At 59.5% G+C, this 15407-nt stretch carries 16 protein-coding genes; 4 read left to right on the forward strand and 12 right to left on the reverse strand.

The annotated features are described in order from the left end of the window. Positions 1-33: 33 nt before the first annotated feature. The 8 genes from ACM6I7_RS19320 to ACM6I7_RS19355 form a co-directional block, all read right to left on the reverse strand. Positions 34-780, reverse strand: a complete 747-nt coding sequence (locus tag ACM6I7_RS19320; RefSeq protein ID WP_103367205.1) for a hypothetical protein — start codon at positions 778-780, stop codon at positions 34-36. A 44-nt stretch (positions 781-824) separates the two neighbouring features. Further along, entirely contained in the window at positions 825-1505 is a 681-nt protein-coding gene (locus tag ACM6I7_RS19325; RefSeq protein WP_027612701.1) for a C39 family peptidase, read from the reverse strand. 63 nt (positions 1506-1568) lie between these two features. After that, entirely contained in the window at positions 1569-2570 is a 1002-nt protein-coding gene (locus tag ACM6I7_RS19330) for a hypothetical protein (protein ID WP_007964628.1), read from the reverse strand. A gap of 73 nt (positions 2571-2643) precedes the next feature. Continuing rightward, positions 2644-3216, reverse strand: a complete 573-nt coding sequence (locus ACM6I7_RS19335; protein WP_414889068.1) for an adhesin — start codon at positions 3214-3216, stop codon at positions 2644-2646. Between the two features lies 1 nt (position 3217). Next, positions 3218-3667, reverse strand: a complete 450-nt coding sequence (locus tag ACM6I7_RS19340) for a hypothetical protein (RefSeq protein ID WP_027612703.1) — start codon at positions 3665-3667, stop codon at positions 3218-3220. Between the two features lie 335 nt (positions 3668-4002). Next, positions 4003-4527, reverse strand: a complete 525-nt coding sequence (locus ACM6I7_RS19345) for an AAA family ATPase (protein ID WP_414889069.1) — start codon at positions 4525-4527, stop codon at positions 4003-4005. Then, positions 4524-5087: a nicotinamide riboside transporter PnuC gene (gene pnuC, locus ACM6I7_RS19350; RefSeq protein WP_027612705.1), complete on the reverse strand. Its 564-nt coding sequence runs from the start codon at positions 5085-5087 to the stop codon at positions 4524-4526. The genes ACM6I7_RS19345 and pnuC overlap by 4 nt, the downstream gene beginning before the upstream one ends. 168 nt (positions 5088-5255) lie before the next feature. Beyond that, complete coding sequence (locus tag ACM6I7_RS19355; RefSeq protein WP_414889070.1) at positions 5256-6890, reverse strand: methyl-accepting chemotaxis protein; 1635 nt, start codon at positions 6888-6890, stop codon at positions 5256-5258. A 304-nt stretch (positions 6891-7194) separates the two neighbouring features. Between ACM6I7_RS19355 and ACM6I7_RS19360 the strand changes: the two genes are divergently transcribed. Further along, a complete protein-coding gene (locus ACM6I7_RS19360; protein WP_027612707.1) occupies positions 7195-8025 on the forward strand; it encodes an undecaprenyl-diphosphate phosphatase in 831 nt (276 codons plus the stop codon). Next, complete coding sequence (locus ACM6I7_RS19365) at positions 8022-8450, forward strand: DUF1294 domain-containing protein (protein ID WP_183780036.1); 429 nt, start codon at positions 8022-8024, stop codon at positions 8448-8450. The genes ACM6I7_RS19360 and ACM6I7_RS19365 overlap by 4 nt, the downstream gene beginning before the upstream one ends. Before the next feature lie 133 nt (positions 8451-8583). Here the strand turns inward: ACM6I7_RS19365 and ACM6I7_RS19370 are convergent, their stop codons facing one another. Together ACM6I7_RS19370 and ACM6I7_RS19375 are read right to left on the reverse strand one after the other, a co-directional pair. Next, complete coding sequence (locus tag ACM6I7_RS19370) at positions 8584-8943, reverse strand: MmcQ/YjbR family DNA-binding protein (protein WP_414889071.1); 360 nt, start codon at positions 8941-8943, stop codon at positions 8584-8586. Next, entirely contained in the window at positions 8940-9848 is a 909-nt protein-coding gene (locus tag ACM6I7_RS19375; RefSeq protein WP_007964611.1) for a LysR substrate-binding domain-containing protein, read from the reverse strand. The genes ACM6I7_RS19370 and ACM6I7_RS19375 overlap by 4 nt, the downstream gene beginning before the upstream one ends. 125 nt (positions 9849-9973) lie before the next feature. On the opposite strand from ACM6I7_RS19375, the gene ACM6I7_RS19380 reads away from it, so the two are divergent. After that, complete coding sequence (locus ACM6I7_RS19380) at positions 9974-10585, forward strand: FMN-dependent NADH-azoreductase (protein WP_183780030.1); 612 nt, start codon at positions 9974-9976, stop codon at positions 10583-10585. Between the two features lie 238 nt (positions 10586-10823). Next, complete coding sequence (locus tag ACM6I7_RS19385; RefSeq protein ID WP_027612711.1) at positions 10824-11861, forward strand: alpha/beta hydrolase family protein; 1038 nt, start codon at positions 10824-10826, stop codon at positions 11859-11861. A 123-nt stretch (positions 11862-11984) separates the two neighbouring features. Here the strand turns inward: ACM6I7_RS19385 and ACM6I7_RS19390 are convergent, their stop codons facing one another. Together ACM6I7_RS19390 and ACM6I7_RS19395 are read right to left on the reverse strand one after the other, a co-directional pair. Beyond that, positions 11985-13172, reverse strand: a complete 1188-nt coding sequence (locus tag ACM6I7_RS19390) for an MFS transporter (protein ID WP_414889072.1) — start codon at positions 13170-13172, stop codon at positions 11985-11987. Positions 13173-13451: 279 nt separating this feature from the next. Further along, on the reverse strand, positions 13452-15038 hold the full coding sequence (locus ACM6I7_RS19395) for an ABC-F family ATPase (RefSeq protein ID WP_027612713.1): 1587 nt from the start codon (positions 15036-15038) through the stop codon (positions 13452-13454). Between the last annotated feature and the right edge of the window lie 369 nt (positions 15039-15407).

Here is a 15407-nt window from a genome sequence, read left to right on the forward strand (position 1 = left end):
CCTTTAAGCCCAATGATCGAGACTCAGCGTAGTTCAATATCCGATATTGCGTAGTGCCCTGAGTTGAGTCAGGTTGCAGTCCAGTGCGCCGGGGCTGATGCCGTTATTGTTAAGCACAACATTGAGTTGGGTCATGTTGTTGACCACGTTGGCGCTGCCCAGCAGGCGAGTGTTCTGCAGCAGGCCACCCTGAGCGACCTGTTGCAGGGCGGTGCCCTGATTTCCCGAAGCCTGAATCGCCATTTGCACACCACCGCTGCTGGCCGAAACGGCGACACTGCCGGCGGCATTGCTGGCCCCGATGGTCTGCCCGGCCATCAGCGCCTGGCCTTGTGCGGGTGCCAGCGGAGGAGGGGTGTTGGCTTCTTTTACATTGATGGCCACATTGTTGCTGGCGGTGTTGCCGTCGCCGGCGGCGCGTACGCTTTGGGTCACGCCCTGGCTGCTGTTGAGTGCCGCGCCACCAATGACATTGCCAGTGCCCGGAGTCGGGGTGCTGCCGTTGCCCTGTTCCTTGATGGTCGAGACATAGAATTCCGGTTTGATCGTGGCGGCCTGGATTTGCATCGACGTCGCAGCGCCGATCAGATCACCGCTGGCGTTGCGCCAGGTACTGCTCATGACAATGCCGAAGCTGATGATCCGCCCCGGCATGACGTAACGACCACGAAGCTGGGACAGCTCCTGATCCTGAACTTCGATGGGTTTGAATCCTGCATTGGCATAGCCTGACGCGCTCGCTGCCAGGCAGGCGGCGGCCAGCCAGTATGAGGTTTTCATCTGCTGCTCCCGGGACATCCAGCCCCATTCTTTATAATCGGCGATTAAAAGAAGTCGCTCTGTATGAACCCGAAGTCCATCAATTCGGCATCTCTGACAGGGTTGAAGTTATCCAGCTTGTTCTTCGCGGTCAGCGGGGTCGGCGGCATGCGCAATGCATTGGTTTTGTCATAACCGGGGCCGACGATGGCGAAGACGATGCCGTTCCAACCTTTGACAAAGTCATCATGGGCGTAGCGTTTATGGCCTAAGACGGGATCTCCGATATAAACCCAATCCTTGTCCGAACGCTGCAGCACCACGAAATGCTTGTAGCCGCGAATTTCCATCAGTACCACCACCGGGATGGTTACGTCGTCGAGTTTATCCGGTGGAATCTTGTAGCCCCTGGCGCGCATGCCGATGCTTTCTATGTAGCGTTTCATGTCCAGCATGGAGAAACCTTGAGTACGCACAAGGTCCTGGTCAGCGTTGACCAGCATGCCTTTGATGATGTGCTCTTCATCGACGTCGAGCCAATAAGCTTGGCGCAGTACCGTGGCCAGTGCGGCGGCGCCGCAGCTGAAATCGGTTTTTTGTTCGACGATGTCGGCAAACTTGCGTTCACGAATGCTTTGCACGTTCTTGTAGACGAGTACGCCGCCGGGCAGGGCAGCGACGGGCATCTGGGCAGCCTGGGTCAGGCCGGACAGGCAAAGCAGGGCGATAAAGGCAGTCTTACGCATGATCGATACGCCTTTGCGGACTGAGGAAAAGCCCCGTTTCCGGGGCTTTCGTTTCGATCGCGATTACATGCAGGCTTTGCAACCTGCAGCGATGGACAGCGAGTTGCTTTGTTGGTTGCCAACACCGGCGGCGTTGTTGTAACCAGCGTTACCGGAGAAGTTGTTACCAACGTTCGAGATGTTCGCGTTGTTGGTCACAGGGTTTTTCCAGCCATCAGGGGTCAGCACTTGTTGAGTGGTGACGCCAGCCAGGCCGAAGACACCGACAGCTTCGAAGGTGGCTTTCTGATCTTTGCTGCCGCCGTTACCGCCATGGCCGCGATCGTTGTCGCCATAGCCGCCACCGCCGTGGCCTTTATCACCTTCGATGGTAGCCTTGCCAACGGCAGCGAACGCGCCGACGGCGGCCACGGTGCCGGTGAGGGTATCTTTTTTGTAGGTTTGAGTGCCGTTATTGGACACAGTCAGGCCAGTGGAGCTTTGGTTCGCAGCAGCAGCAGCGTTAGCTACACGACCACCCGATACAGCAATAGCCAGGTTGTTTTTCTGTTGGTTGAAGTTGCCGGCACTGTTGTTCACGCCAATGTTGCCGGAACCGCCGTTACCCACGTTGTTGAGGTTGGCGTTGTTGGTTGTCGAGTAGTTGGCAACCGCGTTGTTGTTGTTGACCTGAGTGGCGCTGGAGACCGATACCGCGCTGCCGAAGATAAAGCTTTCGTCGGCAGTCGCCAGTGCAGCAGCGTTGTCTTGCTGGTTGCCATCGCCGGCGGTGTTGTTCATGCCGACGTTGCCGTTGGTGCCATTGGCCGAGTTATTGACGTTGGCATCGTTTTTGGTGCCTTGGTTGCCCACCAGGTTGCCATCGCTGTTCTGCGTGTCGAGTACGGCAGCCCCGGCGCCGGCTCCGATTTGCAGAAGTTGTTCCAGGGTAGGGCCTTTGGGTTCATGGTTGCCATGGCCATTGCCGTGCCCGTTACCATGATCATTGCCGCCTGCCTGAGCCGCCATTGCCATTACTGCTGCAAGTGCGAAAACCAGTGGTTTGAGAGCCATTGTAGGTTTCATGGTGTTTCTCCATCGTGCTTATTAGTTGGTTAAGTGTTGGTACTTTCTAATTGCACTGCTTTTGTTGTTTGGGTCAGTCAGCGACCCGGATGCTCAGGGTGTTAGCCATACGGTTCCCCACCCCGGCACTCTGGTTCACCTGAATCACCCCTCGGCTGCCGGTGAAGGCCTGATCACTTGTCGTGACCTGGCGACTGCCGGGTGAGGTGCCAGTTGCTCCTGAGCTCGGTAAAAGCGCCACGTTCTGTTGCGACAGGGCGCTGTCGTCAACGCTTTGCGGGGCAGCACTGATGCTGACGCGCGTCACGTTGGCCATCTGGTTGTTGGCCCCGGCGCCCTGGTTCACGCCCAGGATTCCGTTGCCATTACTGAAAGAGTTGCCGCCAATGGTGGCGCTGGCGTTCGTTGAAGGGTTGGCCGGTGTATCGATGTGCTGCCGGACGTTGGTGGTAGCACTGGCCGAGGTGCCAATGGCGATGGCTTTGGTATTGGTTTGTTGCATCTGGTCGCCAGCAGCCTGGTTGACGTTGTAGTTGCCGCGGTACTGGACGCCGGTGTCCTGAATGTTCGCGTTATTGACCGAGTCGGGGGCGGCCATCGCCTGGACGCAGCCGAAAAGGGCAAGTAAAAGAAGGGAACGATTCATCTCATTGCCCTCCGGCCATGCGGGTCAGCGGAGCAAGACCGGAACTCATCGCACGGTTGACGGTGTTGGAAATCGAGCCGCCCGCGCCACCGCCGTGACCGCCGCCCATGCCGGGCAGGCCGTTGGGATTGGTCAGGGTGTTCATGCCAGGCATGTTGGCGGTGGGCGTGGTGATATTGCCGCGAATCGAAGCGCCACTGGCTACACTGGCAAATTCACCGTCATTGAGTTCGGTGCTGGTCATCGCCTGATTGATGCGAGCCGAAGGGTTGGCATTGACCGTGGTTGGGTAGGGGTCTTTGCCACCGCTGCGCCCGATAGGAATGGGCTGAACGTCGCGGTTGAGAACGATCACGCCATTGCCTTCGGCCTGAACGTTGAAACTGATGAATGTGCTGGCGGCTGATCCAATCAGCAGAAGGCAGGTCAGGCCTTTATTGATATTCCCCACGGCGGCAATTCCTTCTTCAGTGGGCTGGCTCTTGTCAGCGTTGGGAAGGAGAGAGCGAAAGCTGTGCCGCTTTTGAGTTGTCTATTGTTTTCAACGGGTTGGCGCTGCGGCACGCAATCTTGATACATAACCTGTTTCAGCGCTGAAACAGTCACGCCGACAGCGGCGGGGGCAGGGGCGGTGCAAAGCTCTGGAACAAGGGTTTGCCGGGGACTGTTTCACCGGCGTAACAGATACCCTTTCAGAATGATGAAGGCCATTTAAATGGCTGCTTTGCGCGGGGTCGGGTGTTTCAGGAATGGACACTTGGGCTCCGAAAGGAGCTGTTTGCCAGGTCAATCAGCCATCAAACGCGCCACGGCTTCGAAAGCCTGAGACCGCCGCTCATCCCAATCGCCCTGAATGATCTGCAGCGGTTGCCGTTGTTGTTCCAGCCAGTCGCGCGTGGCCTGAAAGAACGCCATGCGTTCGCTGAGTTGCGGCTGGCAGCGTTGGTCGTCGTCGGTCCAGTCGATCTGCTCCGGCGACAACAGCAGATGCAGGTCGTAATGCCGGGCCAGCAGCTCGGGTTCCAGCCACGCCGGGCAGTCGCCAAACAGGGTCTGGCTCCAGAGGATGTTGCTCAGCAAATGGGTATCGAGAATCAGCAATTGCGGTTGCTGCGCCCGCGCCTGATCTTCCCATTGCAGCTGCCCACGGGCGATGTTGGGGATGTCGTTGAGGCAGGTATCGCGTGGATTCTGCTCGATGAACCAGCGCACGTATTCGTCCACCCGCAGGCCGCCGAAGCGCGCCTGAAGGCCAGCGGCCAGCCAGCTCTTGCCGGTGGATTCCGGGCCGGTGAGGACAACTACCTTCATCGCTGCAACGCCGGATCGGCGCGCCATTCGCGCCAGCCTTGCACAGCAATCAGGGTGAACAGGGCATACAGCGCGGCGGTGAGGTACAGACCCTTGTACAGGAACAGACCGACGAAAATCACATCCAGCACGAACCACAGCGCCCAGCATTGCAGGCGTTTCTGCGCCATCCACAATTGCGCAACCAGGCTGAACGCCGTCAGCGCGGCATCGAGCCACGGCTGCGCCGCGTCGGTCCAGTGCGCCATGGCCGCGCCGAGTAGCAGGCTGCCCAGTGCCCCGATACTCAGACCGAGCAGGATCGAGCGCCGATCCAGACGCGTGACTTCACGGCCGTCTTGCATCGTCCCGGCGCGGGTCCATTGCCACCAGCCGTAGACTTGCAGCGCGGCGTAAATCACTTGCAGCAACATGTCCGAGTACAGCTTCACGTCATAGAAAATCCAGCTGTACAGCAACACCATGACCAGGCCGATCGGCCAGCACCACGGATTCTGTTTGACCGTCAGCCAGACGGCGATCACACCGAGGGCGGCGGCAAACAGTTCAAGCCCGGACATGGGGGTTCCTTGGGGGAGTGCAAGAAGGGGCGCAATTGTACCCAAAAACCTTGAATGACGAATAACCCTGTGGGAGCGAGCCTGCTCGCGAAAGCGGTATGTCAGCAACGCAGATGTTGACTGACATTAAGCCTTCGCGAGCAGGCTCGCTCCCACAAGGGTGAGGGGTCAGACGCGGAACTGGCGCAGCAACTGGTTCAACTGCTCGCTCAACTGTCCAAGCTTTATGCTCGCCACACTCGACTGCTCCGCCGCCAGCGCCGTACTGTGCGACAGACCGGCGGCCTGCGTGACGTTCTGGTTGATGTCCTCGACCACATGCGCCTGTTGCAGTGTGGCGCTGGCAATCGAGGCATTCAGGCCGTTGAGATTGCGCAGGGCCTGGCCGATCGCGTTAAGGCTGGCACCGGCGAGGCCGGCCTGTTCGATGGTCAGTTGCGAGGCCTTGCTGCTGTCGCCAATGACTTTCACCGCCGCTTCGGAATGATTCTGCAGGCGTTCGATCATGCTCTGGATTTCCGCCGTCGACTTTTGCGTGCGCTGCGCCAGCAACCGTACTTCATCAGCCACCACCGCAAAGCCCCGGCCCTGTTCCCCGGCGCGGGCCGCTTCGATGGCCGCGTTGAGCGCCAGCAGGTTGGTTTGCTCGGCAATCGAACGGATCACCTCCAGCACACTGCCGATCTGCGTGCTTTCGGCCGCCAGGGTGCGAATCACTTCGACCGCTTGGTCAATGGTTCCGGATAACTTGTCGATCTGTTGCAGACTGCCGTCGATGTTGATCTGGCCCTGCTGTGCCTGAGCTTCGGCATCGCGCATTTCAGCGGCAGCATGTTCGGCGTTCTTCGCCACATCCTGCACGCCGTAGGTCACTTCGTTGATTGCGGTTGCGACCAGTTCCATCTGCTGCGATTGCTGTTGGCTGCGCTGCTGGGCCTGAGTCGCATCGTTGCCCAGTTCACTGGACGACTGACCCAGCGCACTGGCCGAAACCTGCAGGTCACCGATGACCCGGCGCAACTTGGCGGTGAAGGCGTTGAAGTGATGCGCCAGTTGCGTGACTTCGTCCTGACCGTGGGTGTCGAGGCTACGGGTCAGGTCGCTCTCGCCGCTGGCGATGTTGGCCATGGCGTTCACGGTTTCCTGCAACGGACGGACGATGCTGCGGGCAATCAAAATCACCAGCAGGGCCATGATCACGGCGATCACCAAACCAATCACCGAAGCCTTGATCAACTGCCCCCGGAACTCGCTCTGCACATCATCGACGTAAACGCCCGAACCGAGCACCCAGCCCCACGGTTCGAACAGTTTTACATAGGAAGTTTTCGCCACCGGTTCACTGGCGCCGGGCTTGGGCCAGCGGTAATCGACCATGCCCGCGCCTTTGCTTTTGGCGATCGCAACCATCTCGTTGAACACCGCGAAACCATCCGGATCACGGATCGCCGAGAGGTTCTGGCCTTCGAGTTTGGGGTTGGTCGGGTGCATGACCATCACGGGGGTGAGGTCGTTGATCCAGAAGTAATCGCTCTGGTCGTAGCGTAGGCCACGAATGGCGGTCAACGCCTGTTTCTGCGCGGCGTCGCGGGTCAGGGTGCCGGCGGTTTCCAGGTCGTGGTAGTAACTCAGCAGGCCACTGGCGGTCTGCACCACATGCTGGGTTTTCTGCGCCTTGGCGTGGTACAGGTCATCGTGGATCTGCTTGAGCATCAACACGCCCAAGGTCAACAACATGACCACCGCCACAATCAAAATGAGCCACAAGCGTCGGCTGATCGACACACTGCGCAAGCTGTTCATAACGCTGTCACTCCGATTTCTTTTTCTTGTAATAAATCAACGCCAGCATCCAACCACGTTTGGGTGGTCAGGCATACGCGACCCAAGTCGAATAACGCCGCAGCACTATTAAGGCTTGTCTGTTAGGATTTCGGCCCCGCGCGTGAAAACCTGAATCCAAATTGATATTTCACGGAATTTTGACCGTTTCGTGTGGATGCTGTGTGCGCGGAATCGGTACAGCAACAAACAGCTACGCTGATCGCAGTGAACGTAAAAAAATACTATCGGGGCATGCCGTTGTGCATCGCTCTTTGGGGGACTGATGGATCTTTGGACCGCCTTGCAGGCACTGATTCTTGGAGTTGTAGAGGGGCTGACGGAGTTTTTGCCCATTTCCAGTACCGGACACCAGATCATTGTTGCCGACTTGCTCGACTTCGGCGGCGAACGGGCCATGGCGTTCAACATCATTATTCAGCTCGGCGCGATCCTCGCGGTGGTCTGGGAGTTTCGTCGCAAGATTCTCGACGTGGTGATCGGCTTGCCGACCCAGCCGAGTGCGCGGCGTTTTACCGCCAACCTGCTGATCGCGTTTCTGCCGGCGGTGGTGCTGGGGGTGATTTTTGCCGACCTGATTCACCAATACCTGTTCAATCCGATCACTGTCGCGACCGCGCTGGTGGTGGGCGGTGTGATCATGCTGTGGGCCGAGCGTCGCCAGCATGAGGTGCACGCCGAAACCGTGGACGAGATCACCTGGAAGGACGCGCTGAAAGTCGGTTTCGCCCAGTGTCTGGCGATGATCCCCGGTACCTCGCGTTCGGGCTCGACGATCATCGGCGGCCTGCTGTTTGGCCTGTCGCGCAAGACTGCGACCGAGTTCTCGTTCTTCCTGGCCATGCCGACCATGGTCGGTGCGGCGGTGTACTCCGGTTACAAGTATCGCCATCTGTTTGTGCCGGCGGACTTCCCGGTGTTCGCCATCGGTTTCATCACCGCGTTCATCTTCGCCATGATCGCCGTGCGCGGTCTGCTCAAGTTCATCGCCAGCCACAGCTATGCGGCATTCGCCTGGTACCGGATTGTTTTCGGTCTGGTGATTCTGGCGACCTGGCAGTTCGGCTGGGTCGACTGGTCGGCGGCCAAGCCATGAGTGATTCCCGCGCGCGCCGCCCGGACGGACGCCCGTCCGGTGGCGGCATTCAGCATCTGAAACTGAAACTGGCGGTGCTGCTGATCGTCTGCGCGCTGCCGCTGTTCGGCTCGCTGTCGATGTGGCTGCGCGGCATCTCGCTGGTGCCGTTGACCGCTTATGGCGCGGTCAGCGTGCTGGCGTTTTTCATGTACTGGGCAGACAAGCGCAAGGCCCGCGCCGATGCGTGGCGCACACCGGAGAACATCCTGCACGCGCTGGAACTGGCTGGCGGCTGGCCCGGCGCGCTGATCGCCCAACAGGTATTCCGGCACAAGACGCGCAAGGTGTCGTTTCAGATTCTGTTCTGGGTGATTGTGGCGCTGCATCAGGTGTTCTGGATCGACCAGTTGTTTCTCGGTTCGAACCTGCTTTCACATATTTAAGCTTCACACATGACCCATGTGGGAGCGGGCTTGCTCCGGGCGGCGTTCCGACGAAAGCGGTGTGCCAATGGACGAATATGTTGTCTGACACACCGCTTTCGCGAGCAAGCCCGCTCCCACCAAAATCAAAAAGCTAGAGCAGTAATCCGATTTGGGTTTTCTTCGGCAACTTGCTCACCACCAACTGATGCGACCGTGTCAGCAACCCGCGTAATTCCTCCGCGCCCAGCGGGTAGGGCGGGTGCATGATGATCCACTGCGCCCGCGCCAGATAAGGCGCAGGGTGAATACCCGGGCGGTCGCAATGGCCGAGAAACAGGTCCTTGTCGACCTTGAACGCCAGTGAATCGCCGCGCAGCCCTTGCAGGGCAAACATCTTGTTGCCGGCAATCGAGAACACCCGCACGCCGCCCCATTTGTAATCCTCCCGCGCGCCCGGCAAGGCCAGGCAGAAGGCGGCGAAATCCGCTTCGTTCATCTTTCCCTGTTTCATAACAACCGCTCCCCGCACGCATTGAACGATTCGACCAGATGATCGATCCATGCCCGCACCGCCGGCATCACCCCGCGTCGATGCGGATACACCGCCTGCAACCAGCCGCCGGGCAACGACCACTCGGGCAGCAATTGCACCAGCGCGCCGCTCTCAAGGTCGGCTTCGCAATACATCATCGGCAGCAGGGTAAAACCCTGGCCGGCGAGCACACAGGCCTTGCGCACGATGAAGTCATCGATGCCCAGCCGCGCCTCCATGTTCAGTTCGACGCTGTTGCCTTGCTCGTCCAGCAAGCGCACATGCACCATGCGATCGGCCTCCAGCGCGCCGAGCACCGGCAGGTTCTTCAAGTCCTGCGGATGAGTGATGGTTTTGCCCTCGACAAAAGCCGGGCTGGCCACCACGACCATTTGTGCCTGGCGCAGACGCCGGGTGACCAGCAAGGGATCTTCATCGCCCAACTCGCGTACACGCAGGGCCACGTCGAAGCCTTCGGCCACCAGATCCACCCGGCGATTGAGCAGCACGACCTCCAGTTGCACCTGAGGGAATTTGCCGAGGAATTCGCTGATCACCCACGGCAACATTTCCCGCGCCAGACCGGTAGGACAGGATACGCGCAGGCGGCCACGTGGCTCGCTGGACATGCTGGCGACCGCTTCGTCGGCCATCTCCGCTTCCAGCAACATCGCCTGACAGTGACGCAAGTAGCGCTCGCCAACCGCGGTCAGGTTCAACTGGCGCGTGGTGCGTTGCAGCAGACGGGCGCCGAGGCGCTCTTCGAGTTCGGCGATGCGTCGTGACAGGCGGGACTTGGGAATGCCTAGCAAACGCCCGGCTGCGGCGAAGCCACCGGCCTCGACCACCTTGGCGAAATAGTAGAGATCATTGAGATCCTGCATGAAAAGTCCACCGTTCTATCAGTGGGACGAACTATCGCATTGTCGGCGGCTAATCAGCTATTGGTTTCTTCCGTAGGATTGTCTCCATTCCGTCGCCGCCGGCGATTCTTTACAGGAGATTCCACATGAAACTGCTGCACATCGATTCGAGCATTCTGGGCGACAACTCCGCTTCCCGTCAGTTGAGCAGCCAAGTCGTCAAAGCCTGGCAAGCCGCCGAGCCAACCGCCGTGGTCACCTACCGTGACCTGGCCGCCGACGCCATCAGTCACTTCTCGTCGACCACCCTGGTGGCTGCCGGTACCACCGCTGAACTGCGCGACGCCGCACAACAGCACGAAGCCGAACTGAGCGCCTCGACCCTGGCTGAATTCATCGCTGCCGACGCCATCGTCATTGCCGCGCCGATGTACAACTTCACCGTGCCGACCCAGCTCAAGGCCTGGATCGACCGCGTCGCCGTTGCCGGCCAGACTTTCCGTTACACCGAAGCCGGCCCTGAAGGCCTGTGCGGTGGCAAGAAAGTGGTGATCGTCTCCACCTCCGGCGGCATCCATGCCGGTCAGGCGAGCGGCATTGCTCACGAGGAATATCTGAAGCTGGTACTGGGCTTCCTCGGCATCTCCGACATCGAAATCGTCCGTGCCGAAGGTCTGGCCTACGGTGATGAAGTGCGCAACAACGCGATGAGTGCTGCTCAGGCGAAGATCAGCGAGCAATTGTTTGCCGCCGCGTAAGCATTGCGTAAAGACCAGCTGCCGTTCAGGTAGCCCCTCAAAAAACTCTGTATTCTGGTTCTGCAAGGGCCAGATGCGGAGTTTTTTGTTTCTGACTGTTGCATAATCTGGCCCGGGTTATGCAGTCAAACGATCAACGTCTGAGTGCACCGTTGCGCCGGATCTCCGAACCTCAGGGTTTGGGGCGTGTCGGAACACAAAGGATCTTTCGATTGAGTAACACAGGGTGGGCCATCCCATGATGCGTCTTTGTGCAACGTTACTGATTTGCCTGCTCGGCAGCCTCGGTTCAGTGCATGCCGCGCCTGGGCGACACCCTGTCTGGAGTGTCGGTTACCACGAAATGACATTCCTCGATCCGCTGGATCTGCAACCGATGCGCGCCATCGCCTTCTATCCTTCCAGCGACCGTGAACATAGCAGCCTGCTTGAGGGTTACACCGTCGAGGCCGGCGCTGACACCAAGGTGGCCATCGGTCGTTTTCCGATGCTGATGCTGTCTCACGGCAACACCGGAACGCCGCTGGCGCTGCATGACCTCGCCACCTCGCTGGCACGCAAGGGCTTTGTGGTGGTCGCGGTGATTCATCCCGGCGACAACTCCAAAGACCACAGCCGCCTCGGCACCCTGAGCAATCTGTATGGGCGGCCGATCCAGATTTCCGAAGCGATCACCGCGACCCTCGGCGACCCGATGCTCTCGCCGTTCGTCAACGCTGATCAGGTCGGGGTCATTGGTTATTCGGCCGGTGGCGAAACCGCGTTGATTCTCTCCGGCGCGCAGCCGGATCTGGATCGTCTGCGCCGCTACTGCCAGGAACGCCCTGACGACCATGATGCCTGCAACACCCAGGGTGAACTGATCGTCGACCGCGACGATTTGCAGCCAGTGGCCGATTCGCGCGTGCATGCCTTGCTGCTGATGGCGCCGCTGAGCCTGAAATTCGGCCGTAGCACCCTGGCGGATGTGCATGTGCCGGTGCTGCTGTACAGCGGCGATGGCGACAAACTGGTGGCCTTCGACAAAAACGCCGCGGCTCTGGCGCGCAAACTGCCGACCGCGCCGGACTTCAAGTTATTGGCCGGGGCAGGGCACTTCGTATTCATGGCGCCGTGCAACGAAGAGCAGATCCGCGCCATGCCGGCGTTGTGCACCGACGCCGACGGCGTGGATCGCGAAGACATTCACCGCAACCTGATCTCCGAGGCCGGGCAGTTCTTCTCGCGCACGCTGGGCAAGCCGAGCCGGGCGGGGATGCAGACCGCGGATCAATAAACGACTCAATTCCCCCTGTGGGAGCGGGCTTGCTCGCGAATGCGATAGATCAGTCACTCTATATTTTGACTGACCCACCGCCTTCGCGAGCAAGCCCGCTCCCACAGTGATTTGTACGAAATTTCAGGATGTCGAGTGGCGCTTGAGTAGCAAGGTCAACCCCAGCCCGATCACCGACAACAGCGCCGCAATGAAGAAAATCCACGCATACCCCAGATTCAACGCCACCGCACCCATCAACGGCCCGGCAATCGCCAGCGCCAGATCAAAGAACACCGCATAAGCCCCCAACCCCGAGCCACGGCTGGAGCTGGGCACCTGCTTGATCGCCTCGACCCCCAGCGCCGGATACACCAGCGACAAGCCAAACCCGGCCAGTCCCGCGCCAATCAGGGCGAATGCGGTAGAGGGCGCCAGCCACAGCAACACCAGGCCGACGGTCTCGATGGTCATGCAGGCGATCGCCGAATTGAAACCGCCAAAGCGGCTGATCGCCGAAATGAACAGCAGCCGCGACAGGATGAAACATACGCCGAACACCGTCAGGCAATACGCCGCGCCGCTCCAGCCACGGTTGAGGTAATAAAGGGTGATGAAGGTGGTCAGCGTGCCGTAACCGATCGACGCCAGAGTCAAACTGGCCCCATACGGTGCAATCCGCCCGAACACCGCCCAAAAAGGCAGCCGTTCACCGCGTACCACCGGCACCGAGGGTTTATTGCGGATCAACACCAGGGCGCCCGCGGCCAATATCGACAAGGCGATACCCAGGCTGGCAAAGCCGTAGTCGGCGACCATCACCACGCCCAGCGGTGCGCCAATCGCTATTGCGCCATAGGAGGCAATGCCGTTCCAGCCGATCGACCTCGCCGTGTGTTCGACACCGACCTGGCCCATGCACCAACTGATGGTACCGACGCCGATCAAGCCCTGTGCGACGCCGAGCAGCAGTCGACCGATGATCAGAATGATCAGGCTCGGCAACGGAAAGCCCTGCAACAGCGTTGAGATCAGCGTCAGCAGCCCGCTGAGCACAATCCCCGACAAGCCAAAAACAATCGCCCGTTTGGTACCCAGCGTATCCGACATGCGTCCGGCCATCGGCCGACTGAGCAGGGTGGCCAGATACTGCGAGCCGATGACCAGCCCCGCAATAATGGCGCTGAAACCCAGCTGCTCATGCACATAACCGGGCAGCACCGCGATCGGCAGGCCGATGCACAGGAAGGCGACAAAGGTGTAGAACACGATGGAGACGATCTGCAGGGTGATCGCCAGGGAGCTTTGCGGAGGCGGTTGCTGCGCAGACATGTGGACTCGTTCGCGGGCGGCGGTGGGAGAGTGGGCATCATGGCTGGGCGCTGGAATAAAAGGAAGCAGGCTAACTATTTTTCCTGGAGGCGGTGGTGTTTTCGAGGGCCTCTTCGCGAGCAGGCTCGCTCCCACATTTGGAATGCGTTTCCTGTGGGAGCGAGCCTGCTCGCGAAGGGCTTTGCAGCACAAAATCACTATCCCTTGAAATGCAAAAAGCCCCGTCACAAGGACGGGGCTTTTATCTTGCAGCTAGCAGCTCAATACTCGAAGCTGCTCTTAGAACACCACACCCTGACTACGCAGGTAGTCATCGTAAGTGCCGCTGAAGTCAGTCACGCCGTTGGCGCTCAGCTCGATGATGCGCGTCGCCAGGGACGATACGAACTCACGGTCGTGGCTGACGAAGATCAGCGTGCCCGGGTAGTTTTCCAGCGCCAGGTTCAGCGCCTCGATCGATTCCATGTCCAAGTGGTTGGTCGGTTCGTCCATGATCAGCACGTTCGGCTTTTGCAGGATCAGCTTGCCGAACAGCATGCGACCTTGCTCACCACCGGAAATCACTTTGACCGACTTGAGGATCTCGTCGTTGGAGAACAGCATGCGGCCCAGAGTGCCGCGAATCATCTGCTCGCCCTGAGTCCACTGACCCATCCAGTCGAACAGCGTCACGTCGTCTTCAAAGTCGTGCGCATGGTCCTGAGCGTAGTAGCCCAGTTCCGCGGCGTCGGTCCACTTGACGCTACCGGCATCCGGGGTCAGTTCGTTGACCAGGGTACGCAGCAGGGTGGTTTTGCCGATACCGTTCGGGCCGATGATCGCTACGCGCTCGCCCGCTTCAACCTGGAAGCTGAAGTCTTTGAACAGTGGCTTGCCGTCGAAGCCTTTGGCCATTTTTTCGACCATGACCGCCTGACGGTGCAGCTTTTTGTTCTGCTCGAAGCGGATGAACGGGCTGACGCGGCTGGACGGCTTGACCTCGGCCAGCTGGATCTTGTCGATCGCCTTGGCGCGGGAAGTGGCCTGTTTGGCTTTCGAGGCGTTGGCCGAGAAGCGGCTGACGAACGATTGCAGCTCGGAAATCTGCGCTTTCTTCTTGGCGTTGTCCGACAGCAGTTGTTCGCGGGACTGGGTCGCCACGGTCATGTACTCGTCGTAGTTGCCCGGGAACAGGCGCAGCTCGCCGTAATCCAGGTCAGCCATGTGCGTGCACACGCTGTTCAGGAAGTGACGGTCGTGAGAGATGATGATCATCAGGCTGTTACGCTGGGTCAGAACGTTTTCCAGCCAGCGAATGGTGTTGATGTCCAGGTGGTTGGTCGGTTCGTCGAGCAACAGCACTTCCGGATCGGAGAACAGCGCCTGCGCCAGCAATACGCGCAGTTTCCAGCCTGGCGAGACTTCGCTCATCGGGCCGAAATGCTGTTCCAGCGGAATACCCAGACCCAGCAGCAGTTCACCGGCGCGGGATTCGGCGGTGTAGCCGTCCATCTCGGCGAACTCGGTTTCCAGCTCGGCCACAGCCATGCCGTCTTCTTCGCTCATTTCCGCCAGCGAGTAGATGCGATCGCGCTCGGCCTTGACCTTCCACAGCTCTTCGTGACCCATGATCACAGTATCGATCACGGTGAACTCTTCGTAGGCGAACTGGTCCTGGCGCAATTTACCCAGACGCACGTTCGGCTCAAGCATGACCTGACCGCCGGACGGATCGAGGTCGCCGCCGAGGATTTTCATGAAGGTCGACTTGCCGCAACCGTTGGCGCCGATCAGGCCGTAGCGGTTACCCGCGCCGAATTTGACCGAAACGTTTTCGAAGAGCGGCTTGGCGCCGAACTGCATCGTGATGTTAGCTGTAGAAATCAAAGGTTTTTCCTGCGAAGCATTCTGAGTAGCGAGGGTGCGGCTGGAGCGCTTGGCCCGAGTCAAAGTGCGCTGAAGCGGGACAGTCCCGTCATCAACCAAGGGGGGCGCGTAAAGTTTGGCGGCGATTGTACTGGTCTGGCTCTTTAAACGATAGGGCGATGACGTCGCGCCTGCTGTTTGGCAGATTCAGCGGACAGTTTTTCACAGATCAGGTTCACTATTGGTTACAAAGTATGGCTAAAATGCCATCCGATTACCCAATAGCCGCTAACGGCATGGGCTCAAGGAAGTGCCACCGGGATAGTATTTGTATTCATGCCACTGCATCAGACCCTGGGCCTCCGGCCGGCAGGCGCGCAGTTTGTTCAC

Source organism: Pseudomonas sp. IT-93MI4 (genome assembly GCF_949767635.1).
GTDB classification, from domain to species: Bacteria; Pseudomonadota; Gammaproteobacteria; order Pseudomonadales; family Pseudomonadaceae; genus Aquipseudomonas; species Aquipseudomonas putida_A.

Coding starts and splice junctions, on each gene's coding strand:
- ACM6I7_RS19320 (WP_103367205.1), bottom strand. CDS start 780: ATGAAAACCTCATACTGGCTGGCCGCCGCCTGCCTGGCAGCGAGCGCG.
- ACM6I7_RS19325 (WP_027612701.1), bottom strand. CDS start 1,505: ATGCGTAAGACTGCCTTTATCGCCCTGCTTTGCCTGTCCGGCCTGACC.
- ACM6I7_RS19330 (WP_007964628.1), bottom strand. CDS start 2,570: ATGAAACCTACAATGGCTCTCAAACCACTGGTTTTCGCACTTGCAGCA.
- ACM6I7_RS19335 (WP_414889068.1), bottom strand. CDS start 3,216: ATGAATCGTTCCCTTCTTTTACTTGCCCTTTTCGGCTGCGTCCAGGCG.
- ACM6I7_RS19345 (WP_414889069.1), bottom strand. CDS start 4,527: ATGAAGGTAGTTGTCCTCACCGGCCCGGAATCCACCGGCAAGAGCTGG.
- pnuC (WP_027612705.1), bottom strand. CDS start 5,087: ATGTCCGGGCTTGAACTGTTTGCCGCCGCCCTCGGTGTGATCGCCGTC.
- ACM6I7_RS19355 (WP_414889070.1), bottom strand. CDS start 6,890: ATGAACAGCTTGCGCAGTGTGTCGATCAGCCGACGCTTGTGGCTCATT.
- ACM6I7_RS19360 (WP_027612707.1), top strand. CDS start 7,195: ATGGATCTTTGGACCGCCTTGCAGGCACTGATTCTTGGAGTTGTAGAG.
- ACM6I7_RS19365 (WP_183780036.1), top strand. CDS start 8,022: ATGAGTGATTCCCGCGCGCGCCGCCCGGACGGACGCCCGTCCGGTGGC.
- ACM6I7_RS19370 (WP_414889071.1), bottom strand. CDS start 8,943: ATGAAACAGGGAAAGATGAACGAAGCGGATTTCGCCGCCTTCTGCCTG.
- ACM6I7_RS19375 (WP_007964611.1), bottom strand. CDS start 9,848: ATGCAGGATCTCAATGATCTCTACTATTTCGCCAAGGTGGTCGAGGCC.
- ACM6I7_RS19380 (WP_183780030.1), top strand. CDS start 9,974: ATGAAACTGCTGCACATCGATTCGAGCATTCTGGGCGACAACTCCGCT.
- ACM6I7_RS19385 (WP_027612711.1), top strand. CDS start 10,824: ATGATGCGTCTTTGTGCAACGTTACTGATTTGCCTGCTCGGCAGCCTC.
- ACM6I7_RS19390 (WP_414889072.1), bottom strand. CDS start 13,172: ATGTCTGCGCAGCAACCGCCTCCGCAAAGCTCCCTGGCGATCACCCTG.